Below are 15,938 nucleotides of genomic sequence, written 5' to 3'. Positions count from 1 at the left end.
TGGGCATTCCTATAATAACGATTCCGTGCAACACGAGATAAATAAGCGCATGTCAGATTACAAAGCCGATGCGATAGAGGTCCTCAATGGCCTCGAACCGGTCCGTCGCAGGCCGGGAATGTACACCGATACCACGCGCCCTAACCATCTTGGTCAAGAAGTTATCGATAATAGTGTCGATGAAGCTCTTGCTGGGCATGCACGTGAGATGATTGTGATCTTGTACCCCGATCAGTCCTTAGAAGTTCAGGATGATGGTCGTGGTATGCCCGTCGATATTCACCCCGAGGAAGGTGTTCCCGGGGTTGAGTTGATCATGACAAAGCTGCATGCCGGGGGGAAATTTTCAAATAAAAACTATAAATTCTCTGGCGGTTTGCACGGGGTAGGCATTTCAGTGGTTAACGCTTTATCAACGCGTGTTGATGTGACGGTGAAGCGCGATGGTCAAGTTTATGAAATGGCTTTCGAAAACGGTGACAAAGTTTCAGATTTAACGGTCACAGGTACCGTTGGTAAACGCAATACAGGAACCAGCCTACATTTTTGGCCAGACCCGAAGTATTTTGATTCATCGAAATTTTCAGTACTTAAATTGACGCATCTATTACGCGCCAAAGCGGTATTGTGCCCAGGTTTGAAAATCACCTTCCGTAATTTGGTTGATAACGAAGAACAAACGTGGCTGTACGAAGACGGTTTGCGTGACTATTTGGTTGAGTCTGTTCAAGAGTTGCCTACATTGCCCGAAGAGCCGTTCATTGGCGCTTTTGCCGGCAATGAAGAGGCGGTTGACTGGGCCGTTACTTGGTTGCCCGAAGGGGGCGAAAGCGTCACTGAAAGCTATGTGAACCTCATTCCAACGCCACAAGGTGGTACGCACGCTAACGGCTTACGCCAAGGTTTGCTAGACGCGATGCGTGACTTTTGTGAGTTTCGTAATTTATTACCGCGCGGCGTACGCTTAACCCCAGAAGATATCTGGGATCGCTGTGCATATATTTTGTCGGTGAAGATGCAAGACCCACAATTTGCCGGACAAACCAAAGAACGTTTATCGTCACGACAATGCGCTGCGTTCGTTTCTGGTGTGGTGAAAGACGCGTTTAGTTTATGGTTGAATGAACATACCGAGCAAGCTGAATTGCTCGCTGATTTATGTATCAACAACGCTCAGCGCCGAATGCGCGCGAGCAAAAAAGTAGTGCGGAAAAAAGTTACCCAAGGGCCGGCATTACCGGGCAAGTTGACCGATTGTGCAACGCAGGACCCAGCGCGAGGTGAGTTATTTTTGGTTGAGGGTGACTCTGCTGGCGGGTCAGCCAAGCAAGCCCGCGATCGCGATTTTCAGGCGGTAATGCCGCTGCGCGGAAAGATTCTGAATACTTGGGAAGTTGAATCCGATCAAATTCTAGGCTCGCAGGAAATTCACGATATATCCGTCGCCTTAGGTGTTGACCCCGACTCGGATGATTTAGAACAACTGCGCTATGGCAAAATATGCATTCTTGCTGACGCCGATTCCGATGGTTTGCACATCGCAACCTTATTGTGCGCGTTATTCGTTAAGCATTTCAGACCGCTTGTGGATCATGGCCATATCTATGTGGCAATGCCGCCATTGTACCGCGTCGACGTGGGTAAAGAAGTTTTTTACGCGCTCGATGAAGGTGAAAAACAGGGCATTTTGGACCGTATCGAAGCTGAGAAGAAAAAAGGCAAAGTTAACGTACAGCGCTTCAAAGGTTTGGGTGAAATGAACCCGCTGCAGCTACGGGAAACCACGATGGATCCTAACACGCGTCGCTTGGTGCAACTGACCGTTGATGAACCTGAAGCAACGGAAGAGTTAATGGATATGTTATTGGCTAAAAAGCGTTCGGGCGACCGTCGAGAATGGCTGGAAAGTAAAGGTAACTTAGTCGACTTGGCTGAGCTATAAGGAGAAGCACACGCATGTCTATGGATGCTTTAGAACAAATACCACTGCGCCGATTTACCGAAGACGCTTATTTAAATTACTCCATGTACGTGATCATGGACCGCGCGCTTCCGCATATCGGTGATGGCCTCAAGCCCGTTCAACGTCGCATAATTTATGCAATGTCAGAACTTGGGCTTTCCGCTTTAGCGAAATACAAAAAGTCAGCGCGTACCGTGGGTGATGTGTTAGGTAAATTCCACCCGCATGGCGATAGCGCTTGTTATGAAGCTATGGTGTTGATGGCCCAGCCGTTTTCATACCGCTATCCGTTGGTTGACGGACAAGGGAACTGGGGTTCGCCGGATGACCCGAAATCCTTTGCGGCGATGCGATATACCGAAGCGCGGTTGTCTCGCTTTAGTGAAGTATTACTGAGTGAACTCGGCCAGGGAACTGTTGACTGGACACCTAACTTCGACGGCACCATGAAAGAGCCGCGCATGTTACCGGCGCGCTTGCCCCATATTTTATTGAATGGTGTAACTGGTATTGCGGTGGGTATGGCGACCGATATTCCGCCTCACAACGCGCGCGAAGTTGCGCAAGCTTGTGCAATGCTCTTAGAAAAGCCGACGGCTGATCTTGCTGATGTTATGGAGCATATGCACGGGCCGGATTATCCAACTGACGCTGAAGTGATTACGCCACACCACGAAATCGTAAAAATCTATGAATCCGGCCGCGGTACGATTCGCATGCGGGCGAAGTATCATATGGAAGATGGTGAAGTGGTGATAACCGCGCTGCCTCATCAAGCTTCAGGCGCCAAAGTGCTTGAGCAAATTGCTGGACAGATGCAAGCGAAAAAGTTACCGATGGTAACCGATTTACGTGATGAGTCAGACCACGAGAATCCGACCCGCTTAGTTATTATTCCGCGTTCTAATCGCGTGGATATTGAACAGATGATGCAACATTTGTTCGCGACCACCGATTTAGAAAAAAGTTATCGGGTTAATCTGAATATGCTTGGCCTTGATGGCCGGCCGCAAGTTAAATCGATTTTAACGGTACTTAAAGAATGGTTGCAGTTCCGTCAGCATACGGTAACGCGCAGGCTTCAGCACCGGTTAGACAAAATATTGGCGCGCCTGCATATCTTAGAAGGTTTGCTGATCGCTTATCTTAATATTGACGAAGTCATCGCGATTATTCGTCATGAAGATGAACCCAAGCAAGAGCTGATGACCCGCTTTGGGCTTACGGATACACAAGCGGAAGCCATTCTTGAATTGAAATTACGCCATTTAGCGAAACTTGAAGAGTTTAAGTTAAAGGGCGAGCAAGATGAGCTTGAAAAGGAACGTCAGCAACTTGAATTGTTGCTGGGTTCTGATCGCCGTATGAAGACACTGATTCGCAAAGAAATTTTAGCGGACGCAGAGAAGTACGGTGACGATCGTCGGTCGCCATTAGTTGAACGTCAAGAAGCCAAAGCGTTAAGTGAGCGTGACCTTACTCCTGCTGAGCCGGTTACCGTCGTATTATCCAAGAAAGGCTGGGTACGCGCGGCCAAGGGCCATGATGTTGACGGAACCAACTTAGCGTATAAATCGGGCGATAGCTTTTTGGCGCACGCGCAAGGCAAGAGCAACCAACAGGTTGTCTTCATTGACAGTTCTGGGCGAAGTTTCTCTTGCGAAGCGCATTTATTACCATCAGCCAGAACTCAAGGTGAGCCATTAACGGGGCGTTTTAGCATGGTTGCGGGTGAAACCGTCGATCAAGTGTTGATGGCTAAAGACGAGCAACGTTACCTATTAGCATCCGATGCTGGCTACGGCTTTATTTGTAAGTTTGGTGATTTGGTCAGTCGCAATAAAAACGGCAAGGCGATATTGAATTTACCAACGGGCGCAAAAATATTGCCGCCTAGCATTGTGAATAATGTTGAATCAGACTTGCTCGCAGTGGTTTCTAACGAAGGCAGAATGTTGCTGTTCCCAGTTAAAGATTTACCTGAATTATCAAAAGGTAAAGGAAATAAGATGATAAGTATTCCGACATTACGTGCGCAATCACGTGAGGAATATGTTGTCGCCGCAGCTGTTGTGCCGGCAGAAACACCGATTACGCTATTGGCAGGCAAGCGCAAATTGACGTTAAAACCATCTGATCTCGAGCATTACCGCGGTGAGCGTGGGCGTCGCGGGAATAAATTGCCGCGGGGATTGCAGCGCGTTGATGCAATTACTGTCGAAAATCAAGACTGATCGGACGTTTTTCAGCGCCTAACAGGTTATACTAGCGGGCACTAGTGATTAAGGAGAATTCATGCTCGCTGTTTTACGTATGGTCCTATTAGGCGCTTTCATCGTTGTTGGTAGCACACTGTTACTTTTATTCTGTATTTTTCGGCCATTTCACCGCAATAATACAACGTTCGCGGCGCATTGTTACGGCAGCATGCATCGCCTGCTTGGGGTGAAGCTGGAAATACGGGTTCCGGATGAAGTTAAACAGGGCGGGCCGTTCGTTTACATAGCTAATCATCAGAACAGCTATGATATTTTCACATTAAGCCGCGCTATGCCGCAAAGCACCGTAAGCGTTGGCAAAAAAAGCTTAAAATGGATACCTTTCTTTGGCCAAATGTATTGGCTCGCGGGCAATATTCTGATCGATCGTAAGAACAAGGGCCGAGCGCACGGTACCATCGAGCAGGCTGCATCAGCAATTCGAGAACGAAAACTTTCTATCTTGTTATTTCCAGAAGGTACGCGTAGTTATGGCCGTGGTTTGCTGCCATTCAAAACCGGTGCATTTCGCACGGCAATGCAGGCCGGTGTTGATATTGTGCCTATCTGCGTATCTAATTTACACGGTCGCATTAAGTTAAACCGTTGGAATAACGGCACTGTAATTATTGAGATGCTAAAGCCAGTTAAAATATCGGATTATAGTTCTGATTCTATTCGAGCTTTAACGGCGCATTGTCATCAGTTGATGCAGTCAAAAATTGGTGAACTTGATCACGAACTTGCACAAGGATAACTCAGGCATGGCGAATGACTTAAGTGAATTAATCGCGCAAAGTAATGAAACCGTGGCAGCCTTAATCGATGATGGTGCGGACACGTCTGAACTATTTACCATTGAACACCACTTGGTTAGTTCTGACTTCACCAAGCTAGAGAAAGCGGCCGTTGAGTTGGTGAAAGTTGGCTATCATGTCGACGACGCAGATGAGTTTGAACTCGATGATGGGTCGCGGCAGTTCGCCTTTGTGGCGGTTAGTGAAGTAAAGCTTGACCCTCAAATTTTAGAATTACAAACCAAAGAAGTCGCAAAAATAGCAGATCTTGCCGGCGTTGATTACGACGGTTGGGGCACGTATTTCGGTGACGACGAAGAAGAGTAGTCACCGAGCCCCCTAATAAGTGATATGTAACGGATGATTGCTGCTCTGTTAGCGGTTATTACCGCACTCATCCTCGTTTAGAGTATGCGTGCGGTAAGTACCTAAGCGGGCAGCCTTGTCACCGTTAAAGCGCAGCAATTTTGCTGCGTTGCTGCTGCAATTGTTGCAAGGTTTCTTTGGCTTCAGCCTGTTTAGCGCGCTCTTTGTCAATCACTTCAGCCGGAGCTTTGCTAACAAAATTCTCATTGCTTAGCTTACGGCTAAATAAGTCGACTTCCTTTTGCGCCTTTTCGATAGCTTTATCCAATCGAGCCAATTCCGCAGCAGTATCGATCAAGCCAGCCATCGGAATATGAATTTCCATACGTCCAACCAACGCCGTTGCACTGGCAGGTGCTTCTTCGCTCGCCGTTAAGAAGGTTACCGACTCGAGTTTTGCTAACGCACTCAAGAAATTTGCATTATTCTCAAGACGTTGCTGTGCCATCGCATCTGCATTTTTGAAAAGTACAGGGAGTGACTTGCTCGGCGATAAATTCATTTCCCCACGAATATTACGTACCGCGACAATAACTTGTTTTAACCATTCCATATCATCACGAGCGGTTGCAAAGCGTTCTGGCTGCACTTGCGGATACGGCTGCAGCATAATGGTTTCACCCGTTACGCCAGCCAGTGGTGCAACACGCTGCCAAATCTCTTCCGTAATAAATGGCAACAATGGGTGCAGTAGCCGCAATAGTTGTTCAAGCACGGTGATAAGTGTATGACGGGTACCACGCAGCTGAGCTTCAGACCCATTGAACAGAACCGGTTTGGTCAACTCTAAATACCAGTCACAGAACTGATTCCAAGTGAACTCATAGGCAATGCCTGCGGCCTGATCGAAACGGTAGTTGTCTAAGGCGCTACGGAACTGCTTCACGGTGTCGTTAAACTGCTCAATGATCCACTGATCAGCTAATGATAACTCCATGTCACCGCCAGCTTGGCCACAGTCTTGTTCTTCAGTGTTCATCAGCACATAACGGCTTGCGTTCCATAATTTATTACAGAAATTACGGTAGCCTTCGAGTCGCTTCATGTCCCAGTTAATGTCGCGCCCTGTTGAAGCCAATGCTGCAAGAGTGAAGCGCAGCGCATCAGTACCATGCGCAGCGATGCCTTCAGGGAACTGTTTTTGCGTACGCTTTTTGATTTTGGCCTCTAGCTGAGGTTGCATCATATTTGCCGTACGTTTGTTCACTAACGTATCAAGATCGATGCCGTCAATCATGTCGAGTGGGTCGAGCACATTACCTTTCGACTTCGACATCTTTTGGCCTTCTTCATCGCGAATAAGGCCCGTTACGTAAACGGTTTTAAACGGTACTTGTGGCTTGCCATTTTCATCTTTTAAGAAGTGCATGGTCATCATAATCATGCGCGCAACCCAGAAGAAGATAATGTCGAATCCAGTTACCAAAACATCAGTTGGGTGGAAGGTTTTTAAGTCGTCGGTTTGTTTCGGCCAACCAAGGGTTGAAAATGTCCAAAGCGCAGACGAGAACCAGGTATCGAGCACGTCTTCATCTTGACTTAGCTTGATGTCGCCGAGGTTATGTTTGGTACGCACTTCTTGTTCATCGCGCCCCACATATACGTTCCCATCAGCGTCGTACCATGCTGGAATGCGATGTCCCCACCACAGCTGACGCGAAATACACCAGTCTTGAATGTCACGCATCCAGGAGAAGTACATGTTCTCATACTGTTTGGGTACAAATTGAATCTCGCCATCTTCAACCGCTTTCGTGGCAACTTCAGCCATAGGGGCAACGCGCACGTACCACTGGTCGGTCAAATGAGGTTCAATAGGCACGCCGCCGCGATCGCCGTAGGGCACTTTGTTGGTGTGTTGTTCGGTTTTGTCCAGTAACCCTAAGGCATCGAAATCCGCGACAATCTTTTTACGCGCGTCAAACCGGTCCAGCCCTTGATACGCTTCTGGGAGTGTGCCATCAAACGCGTCGATATTATCAAGGCTTTCACCAGTCGGGGTGTAAAGACCAGCCACGGCACGAACGTGGGCATGATCATCAAGCACGGCAATCATGGGCAGGTTGTTGCGCTTGCCAATCTCATAGTCGTTGAAATCATGGGCTGGAGTAATCTTCACACAGCCGGTGCCGAATTCTTTATCGACATAACTGTCAGCAATGATGGGTACTTTGCGACCAACAAGTGGCAATTCAACGAACTTACCAACGAGGCTTTGATAACGCTCGTCATCGGGATGCACCGCGACGCAAACATCACCGAGCATGGTTTCAGGTCGTGTGGTTGCTACGACTAAATAGTTTTTACCATCCGCGGTTTGTTCACCGTCGGCAAGTGGGTAACGTAAATGCCAAATATGACCCTGTTGTTCTTTGTTCTCAACTTCAAGATCTGAAATTGCTGTTTGCAGTTTCGGGTCCCAGTTCACCAAGCGCTTGCCGCGATAAATCAGGTTTTCCTCGTGCAAGCGCACGAATACTTCCTGCACCGCTTCAGATAGACCTTCGTCCATAGTAAAGCGTTCACGGTCCCAGTCGACCGAATCACCTAAGCGACGCATTTGCGAAGTGATGGTTCCACCTGATTGTGCTTTCCAATCCCAAATCTTATCAATAAACGCATCACGACCAAGTTCTTGGCGCGTTTGGCCTTGTGCCGCAAGTTGTCTCTCAACGACCATCTGCGTAGCAATGCCAGCATGATCGCTACCAACCTGCCAAAGTGTGTTATACCCGTCCATCCGTTTATAGCGCGTGAGCGTGTCCATGATGGTGTGCTGGAACGCATGGCCCATGTGCAAGCTGCCAGTGACATTGGGTGGCGGGATCATAATGCAATAGGCATCGCCTTGGCCTGACGGCTTAAAGTAGCCTCGCTCTTCCCAAGTTTTATAGAGAGCTTGCTCGATCGCTTGCGGGGAATACGTTTTATCCATAGAAACCTTCACTTCGTTCTATTTGGTTGATGAATTCATCTGTTCAGATGCTTTGATAGTTTGCAGTGCTACATTCTGGCCACGATAGGTTTTGTAGCGTTCGCGCGCTTGTTGGCGCGCATGTTCGTCGCTTGGTACGCGTTCAATAATCATTCGGGCACCTTGCCAATCGGGTATTTCGGACATTAAGTTCACTATTGCAGCAGTGCGGCGCTTCGGCACCTCGGCCTGGGGCCAGCATAGCTCTACAGGCGCTCCTTGAGCTGGACCTTCACCAACTAAGTTGTGTGGCACAAACGCATCTCCAGGAGCCTGCCAGAGCGCTTCATCCAGTTGCTCGGCGGTAGCTTGGTCAGCACACCAGACTCGCACACTGCGGTATTCGCGCCAAGCACTCGCTATACGTTCGCAAAAAAACTGGAGCTGTTGCTGGTCGTCTAAGCCATCGAGTACGTAGAAAATACCTTGTGCCATGAGCTGCCCGAATTAGTCCTGATCACCAGATGCGGTGCGATTTATAATAAACTGCGTTAACAGCTGTACCGGGCGCCCTGTCGCGCCTTTTTTAGCGCCGCTACGCCATGCAGTTCCAGCTATATCAAGGTGTGCCCAGTGATATTTTTTGGTGAATCGCGATAAGAAGCAGGCTGCGGTAATTGTACCTGCATCGCGTCCACCCAAGTTCGCCATATCAGCAAATGGGCTATCCAATGCGTCTTGATACTCATCCCATAGTGGCAGGCGCCAGGCTCTGTCACCACTTTGTTCAGATGCTGACAGCAATTCATGGGCAAGCGGGTTGTGAGTGCTCATCAGACCGCTTGCGTGATGGCCTAACGCTACAATACAAGCGCCCGTCAAGGTGGCGATGTCAACGACCGCCTCGGGTTCGAAGCGCTCAACATAGCTTAATGTGTCACATAACACTAAACGGCCTTCGGCGTCTGTATTCAGCACTTCAACGGTTTGGCCGCTCATTGTGGTTAACACGTCACCCGGACGATAGGCGCGGCCATCGGGCATATTTTCGCAGCCTGCGATAGCGCCAATAACGTTGATAGGAAGCTGCAGTTCAGCAATGGATTGCATCGCTCCGAGCACTGCTGCTGCACCGCCCATATCATATTTCATTTCATCCATATTGGCGGCTGGCTTTATTGAGATGCCACCAGCGTCGAAGGTTAAACCTTTGCCAACGAGCACAATAGGGGCCTGTTCGCTGCTGGCTCCTTGGTAATGCAGCAAGCTTAATACCGACTCATTGTCAGACCCACGGCCTACAGCCAAATAGGCATTCATACCTAACTCTGTCATTTCCTGCTCGGTAACCGCAGTAAATGACAGCTTCTCGTAATTACTTGCAAGCTCTTCTGAGCGTTCAGCTAAATAGCGTGGGGTGCAAATATTCGGTGGCATATTTGCGACATCTCGGCAAAGCGACATTCCTTTCGCTATCGCCAAACCATGCGCGATAGCTTTTTCGCTAAGCGGTAACTCGCGACGCGTTGGCACATTAAACACGAGCTTTCTTAATGGGCGGCGTGGTTCTTCTTTGCGGGTCTTCAACTGGTTAAAGGTGTAAAGGCCGCTTTGAGCCGCTTCAACGGCTTGGCGTACCTTCCAATAGGTGTCACGACCCTTAACGTGCAGTTCACTCAAAAAGCAAACTGCTTCCATTGAACCTGTTTCGTTTAAAGTATGGATGGTTTTTTCAATAATTTGTTTATACTGACGTTCATCGAGTTCGCGTTCTTTGCCGCAACCAACGAGAAGAACACGCTCGCTAAAAATATTAGGAACGTTGTGTAGCAGCAGCATTTGCCCGGATTTACCTTCGAGGTCACCGCGGCGCAGTAGGTTACTTAGGTACCCGCCGCTCACTTTATCGAGTTGTTCTGCTACACCGGATAGGCGACGTGGTTCGTATACACCGACCACGACACAGGCAGATCGTTGTTTCTCAGGACTGCCGCTTTTTACGCTGAACTCCATATGTGCTCCCGTTTGCTGCGGTTGACAGTAGATAGCTGTCATAGAATAATTCTTGTGAAAACGACAAGTTTACTTAAAATTCGCAGCATTTCCAGTAAAAAGCAATGTTAAGAGTGGGTCTCAGTGCGTATATTTCGCTATTTAATACGTGAAACATTTAAGTCTCAGATCGCCGTATTAACGGTGCTCATGACCATTTTCGTGAGCCAGAAGTTCGTTCGGGTTCTAGCGGACGCTTCTGCGGGTGAAATACCTAGTAACATTGTAATTCAGTTACTTGGGCTAAATCTTCCCGCATTAGCTGCACTTATTCTCCCTTTGAGTCTATTTCTCGGTATTTTGCTGGCTCATGGTCGTATATATGCTGATAACGAAATGACGGTATTGCATGCTTGCGGTGTCAGTGAGTGGTACGTCACCCGCGTTACCTTGGCATTGTCGCTGATTCTTGCCCTCGGTACTGCAGCGCTAACCTTGTATTTGGTGCCATGGTCGCTTGAACAAGAACGCGTGGTTGAAGAAAAAGCACGCAGCGAAACTGGGTTGAGTGTGATCATGCCCGGACGGTTCCAGCAAGCGAGCAACCAAAAAGCTGTTATTTATGTGCAAGGTTTGAACGATAACGGCGATCTTGATGAAGTATTCGTGGCGCAGTCGTTACGTGACGAAGACAACAAAGTAATTGGGGGCAGCGTGGTCATGGCCGACAGAGGTAGCGTTATTGCCGCCGAAACCGGCGCGCAAACCTTAGTGCTTTCCAACGGCATGCGTTATGCCCAAAGCTTTGCGGAAGGCGAATTCCAAATCATGCAGTTTGACGACTATCAACTGCAGATTAAAGAACAAGAAGGTTCGGAGTACATTCGTAAACTGGAAGCCTACAGTACGCTCGAGTTGATGAACGAAACCAATCCTGAAGCGCAAGCTGAGTTGCAGTGGCGTATTGCAATCCCGCTGGCGATGCCATTGCTCACCCTTATTGCTGTGCCGTTAAGCCGTGTGAATCCGCGCCAGGGTAAATTTGGGCGAATGGCGCCTGCTTTGCTTATTTATTTAGGGTATTTCTTAATTTTAATGGCCGCGCGTTCAGCCGTTGCTGACGGGGCGATTAACCCCACCATAGGCCTATGGTGGATACACGTTTTACTATTGGTATGTGGCATTCTATTAATTGGAAAGGGGCGCCCGTGGGGCTTGAGAATAATGGCTAAACTGAAGAGGTCAAACTGATGTTTTCCATTCTTGATCGCTACATTGCGCGCTCTGTATTGGTCACCTCGCTATTGAGCTTGGCGGTTTTAAGTGGGCTATCGAGTTTGATCCGCTTTGTTGAACAACTGAAGTCGGTCGGAAAGGGCACTTATTCAGTTGCGGATGCGGGGCTTTTCGTGCTGTACAGCCTTCCTCGTGACATTGAAGTTTTCTTCCCAATGGCGGCATTACTCGGCGGCTTGATTGGCATGGGCATGCTGGCCAGCAATTCAGAGCTGGTGGTGATGTTGGCTGCTGGACGTTCGCGTTTAAATATCGTTGCGTCGGTTATGAAAGCGGCGGTTATCATGATGTTAGCGGTTATGGCTATGGGGGAGTGGGTTGCGCCAGAATTAGAATCGCATGGGCGTGAACTGCGAGCCCGCGCTATTTCGGGGGGCAGCTTAATATCTGCCCAACAAGGTATTTGGGCCCGCGATGGGCTGAGTTTTGTGAATATTGGTGAAGTTGAAAATACCGGTCGCTTACGTGACGTAACGATTTACAACTTTGATGATCAAAATGAGCTTGAGTCGATAACGCAGGGAGAGTCCGCATTGTTCACGGCGAACAAGTGGCGTCTGTCGAAGGTGACTCAGACCGAGTACACTATCGATCGCATTATCCAAAACACCCAAGATTCATTTATGTGGGAATCATCATTAACGCCTGACAAATTGGGTGTTGTGACAGTTAAACCTGAATCACTGTCAATTCGTGGGCTGGTTGATTATTTGGAATACCTGAAGACGAATAAGCAAGCCGCAGAACGCTATGAGTTGGCTTTATGGCGCAAGTTACTCGCCCCAGTCACGGTGGCCGTGATGCTGTTGGTTGCGCTGTCATTTATCTTTGGCCCGCTACGCTCAACAACTATGGGTGCTCGTATATTGCTTGGCGTGATTACCGGCTTCGGGTTCCATGTCAGTAATGAAATCTTTGGCCCGATGGCCCAGGTTTATCAGTTACCACCGGTATTTGGCGCATTACTGCCCAGCTTACTGTTTGCTGGCTGGGCATTGTGGATGATGGGGCGCCGGGGGAGTTAACGGCGCCGTGTTAAATGCGTAGGTAGTTGTTACAGCTCTTTCCAATAATACAGTTGGTTGGCTTCTTTTGATAAGGTAACCAACTCAGTATTCGCTGCATAATCATGCCATGCGCGGCGGTTTTTAAAATCAACGAGCACCCACAAATTACCCAGCCCAAAGGCGCACGTAAGCACGCGTATCATGGCTTGTTTTTTGGTAAGTCGTGAACCGTCGCGCTGCTGAACCTTTAAGCGCCACGCCCGCATGCCAACAGTTTGCCCACTGCGCCACCAAAACCAACAGAAAAAAGCCGCCAAAATACTTAATAGATAAATACCAAACAACGGCGTTTGGTTGAGCCAATCCGCTGCACTGAAATCTTCCGAAAGTTGTATCACATCCATGTGGTTCAGCACCGCGGGTAGGATAAGAGCAAGCCCTGTGGCCAACATTAAAATGGCAACAGCAACCAATAAATCGTAAACCATGGCAGCTAAGCGGCGAAGAAAGCTGGCGCTGGGGAAGCTTGCGTGAATCTGCGCGGTGGAGCGTGGCGGCGTATCGTCGAGAGCAGTTGGTTCAGTCATGATTATCTCAAATTAAAATTAACTGGCGGTATCTTAACTAAAAATGTGTGTGGAGCATAAATTTTTGCAGTCGGTTGGTTAGGAAATAGTCGAACGGTGAATTGTTCACGAAAATATCTTGATCGACTTCAACTGTTCAGTATAATGCGCACCATACTTCAGCTAGCCAAGCTAGCGCAAAGTCCCCAGTGCCTGGGTGGCGAAATTGGTAGACGCAGCGGATTCAAAATCCGCCGTTGGAAACAACGTGTCGGTTCGAGTCCGACCCTAGGCACCACTTCTTTGAATATCCCCCGTGTTTGATTTAACCAATAATGTTTTTGTCTGTTATGCTTAGGGTATTCTTGTCAATGCAACATGGCGTTGACCCATTATCGAGGAATTATGACCCAAAAAGACAACAACTCAGCTGCAGACGCACCTGAATACGAAGTCGAGATCCCGTCGCGCGAGCAATTGCTTGACGCCGTTGAAGCGCGCTTAAAGCCGATTAGCTTCGAAGAACTCATTGAAAAATTTAATCTTACTGATGAGCGTCAGCACATCGGTATGAAGCGTCGATTGCGCGCAATGGAGCGTGATGGCCAACTTATCTATACCAAAGCCAACGCCTATGGGCTACCTGAGCGGATGAGCCTCATTAAAGGCCGCATTATCGGCCATCGTGATGGCTTTGGTTTTTGCCGCCCTGATGAAGGCGGTAGCGACCTGTTTATCCCGCATCACCAAATGTATAACGTACTGCATGGCGATAAAGTGCTGGTTCAGCAACAGGGCACCGACAGCAAGGGCCGTATTGAAGGCCGAATCGTGCGAGTGATTGAACCACGCCAAGGTGATATCGTCGGGCGCTATTTTGTTGAGCATAACATTGCAACAGTGGTGCCAGATGATAGCCGAATATGCCAGGACATTCTTATTCCACAAGAGCAGTCTGCCGGCGCGCGCCATGGACAAATTGTGGTTGTCGAAGTAACCAAACGACCATCGCGACGCAGCAGCCCTATCGGTAAAGTGACCAAGGTGCTCGGTGAGCATATGGCTCCTGGTATGGAAATCGAGATTGCTATTCGTGAGCATGATATTCCGAACCAATGGTCGCCAGCAGTAGAGAAAGAACTTGAGCGTTTTGGCGAAACTGTTCCACCGGAAGCCTATGAAGGGCGTACCGATCTTCGCGAGTTACCGCTAATTACCATCGACGGTGATGATTCCCGCGATTTTGACGATGCAGTTTGTGCGCAGCCGCAAGGTGATGGTTGGCGCCTATGGGTTGCGATTGCTGACGTCAGTTATTATGTGCGGCCGAATACTGCACTGGATAAAGATGCGCTGGAACGCGGGAATTCCGTTTATTTTCCAAACTTCGTGGTACCGATGTTGCCAGAGAAGCTGTCGAATGGCCTGTGCTCGTTGAATCCGGATGTCGATAGATTGTGTATGGTTGCTGAGATGGATATCAATGCTAAAGGCAAGCTTACGCACTCGAAGTTTTACCCTGCAGTCATGAAGTCTCATGCAAGGCTGACGTATACCAAGGTTGCCGCTATTTTGGAGGGCGACCCGAAGTTACGCAAAGATTACGATCATGTCATGGGGAATATTGAGCATCTGCACGGTTTATTCAAAATACTCAAAAAGGCGCGTCAACAACGTGCTGCAATAGAGTTTGAAACGCTCGAAACGCGTTTTATATTTAATGCTCAGCGAAAAATTGAATCCATTGAACCCGTACGCCGTAACGTAGCCCATACGATCATTGAAGAATGTATGATTATGGCGAACGTTTCTACCGCACGTTTGATAGAAGCACACGAACAGGCTGGCGCCTTATTTCGTATCCACGAGCCACCGGCAGCAGAGCGTCTTAGCGCATTCCGAAGCTTCTTGGGTGAACTTGGTATTACCATGACAGGTGGCGATGACCCAAGCCCGCATGACTACTCAGAAGTTTTGAAGCAAGTGGCGGAACGACCTGACGCTGAATTGATTCAAACCATGTTGCTGCGTTCCATGCAACAAGCGGTATACAGCCCGGACAATGCCGGGCATTTCGGCTTAGCACTTGATGAATACGCGCATTTCACGTCGCCAATTCGACGTTACCCTGACTTAGTGTTGCATCGTGCGATAAAAGCATTGTTGAAAAAGCAACAGGGGCCTTCACCTGCACTTGAAGGTGCGTGGATGTATCCGGATGAACAACTGGATGAGCTTGGCGCCCATTGCTCGATGACCGAGCGGCGTGCCGACGACGCGACGCGGCAAGTCGATGAATGGCTTAAATGCGAGTATATGCGCGACCATGTTGGCTCTGAATTCACCGGCGTAATTGCGGCGGTAACGAATTTCGGTTTGTTCGTCCGTATCGATAATATGCAAATTGATGGTCTGGTTCATATCAGTAATTTGGATAACGATTACTATCAGTTTGACGGCGCGCGTCAGTTACTTATCGGCGAGAATAGCCGACGTGTTTATCGCTTGGGCGATAAAGTACGTATTCGCGTGAAGTCGGTTAACCTTGACGAGCGGAAAATTGACTTAGAGTTGCTGTCGGCAGAAAGCCCTACGGGAAAAGACCGGATGCCAGCGAGCAAACGAGACAAAGAAAAGCCAGCGAAAGAACCGAGTAAGAAGCACAAGAAAAATGTGACCAAAGCTCGGATTAAATCGAAGCGTAAGGCCAAAGAGGCTGCGCGAAAAGGTCGAAAGCCAAAAGCTAAAAAAAATTCATAAATTATGTATCGTGAGCCGT

11 protein-coding genes and 1 tRNA gene are annotated in these 15,938 nt (G+C 48.6%); 8 read left to right on the top strand and 4 right to left on the bottom strand.

The genetic code is table 11. The features are described from left to right. The first annotated feature begins 49 nt into the window (after positions 1-49). The 4 genes from parE (at position 50) to rraB (ending at position 5,345) form a co-directional block, all read left to right on the top strand. A complete protein-coding gene (gene parE, locus ACN0UN_RS08075) occupies positions 50-1,942 on the top strand; it encodes a DNA topoisomerase IV subunit B (protein WP_417659521.1) in 1,893 nt (630 codons plus the stop codon). Positions 1,943-1,956: 14 nt separating this feature from the next. Then, on the top strand, positions 1,957-4,197 hold the full coding sequence (gene parC, locus ACN0UN_RS08070) for a DNA topoisomerase IV subunit A (RefSeq protein WP_417659520.1): 2,241 nt from the start codon (positions 1,957-1,959) through the stop codon (positions 4,195-4,197). A gap of 61 nt (positions 4,198-4,258) precedes the next feature. Next, complete coding sequence (locus tag ACN0UN_RS08065) at positions 4,259-4,978, top strand: 1-acylglycerol-3-phosphate O-acyltransferase (protein ID WP_417659519.1); 720 nt, start codon at positions 4,259-4,261, stop codon at positions 4,976-4,978. Positions 4,979-4,985: 7 nt separating this feature from the next. Continuing rightward, positions 4,986-5,345, top strand: a complete 360-nt coding sequence (rraB, locus tag ACN0UN_RS08060) for a ribonuclease E inhibitor RraB (protein ID WP_417659518.1) — start codon at positions 4,986-4,988, stop codon at positions 5,343-5,345. A 124-nt stretch (positions 5,346-5,469) separates the two neighbouring features. On the opposite strand, the gene ACN0UN_RS08055 is transcribed toward rraB, so the two are convergent. From ACN0UN_RS08055 to pepA, 3 genes are read right to left on the bottom strand one after another with little or no spacing between them, the layout of a single operon-like run. Further along, positions 5,470-8,319 (bottom strand): valine--tRNA ligase, encoded by a 2,850-nt coding sequence (locus tag ACN0UN_RS08055; protein ID WP_417659517.1) that lies wholly within the window; start codon positions 8,317-8,319, stop codon positions 5,470-5,472. A gap of 18 nt (positions 8,320-8,337) precedes the next feature. Beyond that, entirely contained in the window at positions 8,338-8,793 is a 456-nt protein-coding gene (locus tag ACN0UN_RS08050) for a DNA polymerase III subunit chi (RefSeq protein ID WP_417659516.1), read from the bottom strand. Between the two features lie 12 nt (positions 8,794-8,805). Continuing rightward, entirely contained in the window at positions 8,806-10,311 is a 1,506-nt protein-coding gene (pepA, locus tag ACN0UN_RS08045) for a leucyl aminopeptidase (RefSeq protein ID WP_417659566.1), read from the bottom strand. Between the two features lie 123 nt (positions 10,312-10,434). Between pepA and lptF the strand changes: the two genes are divergently transcribed. Both lptF and lptG read left to right on the top strand, forming a co-directional pair. Further along, entirely contained in the window at positions 10,435-11,541 is a 1,107-nt protein-coding gene (gene lptF, locus ACN0UN_RS08040; RefSeq protein ID WP_417659515.1) for an LPS export ABC transporter permease LptF, read from the top strand. Next, a complete protein-coding gene (gene lptG, locus ACN0UN_RS08035) occupies positions 11,541-12,611 on the top strand; it encodes an LPS export ABC transporter permease LptG (protein ID WP_417659514.1) in 1,071 nt (356 codons plus the stop codon). Before lptF ends, lptG begins: the two co-directional genes overlap by 1 nt. Positions 12,612-12,640: 29 nt before the next feature. On the opposite strand, the gene ACN0UN_RS08030 is transcribed toward lptG, so the two are convergent. Continuing rightward, on the bottom strand, positions 12,641-13,180 hold the full coding sequence (locus ACN0UN_RS08030) for an RDD family protein (RefSeq protein WP_417659513.1): 540 nt from the start codon (positions 13,178-13,180) through the stop codon (positions 12,641-12,643). A 190-nt stretch (positions 13,181-13,370) separates the two neighbouring features. Here ACN0UN_RS08030 and ACN0UN_RS08025 point away from each other — a divergent pair. Next, positions 13,371-13,457 (top strand) — tRNA-Leu (locus tag ACN0UN_RS08025). 107 nt (positions 13,458-13,564) lie between these two features. Beyond that, positions 13,565-15,919 (top strand): ribonuclease R, encoded by a 2,355-nt coding sequence (gene rnr / locus ACN0UN_RS08020; RefSeq protein ID WP_417659512.1) that lies wholly within the window; start codon positions 13,565-13,567, stop codon positions 15,917-15,919. The last annotated feature ends 19 nt before the right edge of the window (positions 15,920-15,938 follow it).

Origin of the sequence: Pseudidiomarina sp. (assembly GCF_048267825.1) — a bacterium.
In the GTDB taxonomy this organism is placed as follows: Bacteria; Pseudomonadota; Gammaproteobacteria; order Enterobacterales; family Alteromonadaceae; genus Pseudidiomarina.
The sequence above is the reverse complement of the archived record's forward strand: the minus strand, read 5'-3'. Positions and strand labels throughout refer to the sequence as shown.

Excerpts from the sequence above, each read along its gene's own strand:
- lptG (WP_417659514.1), top strand. The coding sequence starts at position 11,541 with ATGTTTTCCATTCTTGATCGCTACATTGCGCGCTCTGTATTGGTCACC.
- rnr (WP_417659512.1), top strand. The coding sequence starts at position 13,565 with ATGACCCAAAAAGACAACAACTCAGCTGCAGACGCACCTGAATACGAA.
- ACN0UN_RS08030 (WP_417659513.1), bottom strand. The coding sequence starts at position 13,180 with ATGACTGAACCAACTGCTCTCGACGATACGCCGCCACGCTCCACCGCG.
- rraB (WP_417659518.1), top strand. The coding sequence starts at position 4,986 with ATGGCGAATGACTTAAGTGAATTAATCGCGCAAAGTAATGAAACCGTG.
- ACN0UN_RS08050 (WP_417659516.1), bottom strand. The coding sequence starts at position 8,793 with ATGGCACAAGGTATTTTCTACGTACTCGATGGCTTAGACGACCAGCAA.
- pepA (WP_417659566.1), bottom strand. The coding sequence starts at position 10,311 with ATGGAGTTCAGCGTAAAAAGCGGCAGTCCTGAGAAACAACGATCTGCC.
- parE (WP_417659521.1), top strand. The coding sequence starts at position 50 with ATGTCAGATTACAAAGCCGATGCGATAGAGGTCCTCAATGGCCTCGAA.
- ACN0UN_RS08055 (WP_417659517.1), bottom strand. The coding sequence starts at position 8,319 with ATGGATAAAACGTATTCCCCGCAAGCGATCGAGCAAGCTCTCTATAAA.
- ACN0UN_RS08065 (WP_417659519.1), top strand. The coding sequence starts at position 4,259 with ATGCTCGCTGTTTTACGTATGGTCCTATTAGGCGCTTTCATCGTTGTT.
- parC (WP_417659520.1), top strand. The coding sequence starts at position 1,957 with ATGTCTATGGATGCTTTAGAACAAATACCACTGCGCCGATTTACCGAA.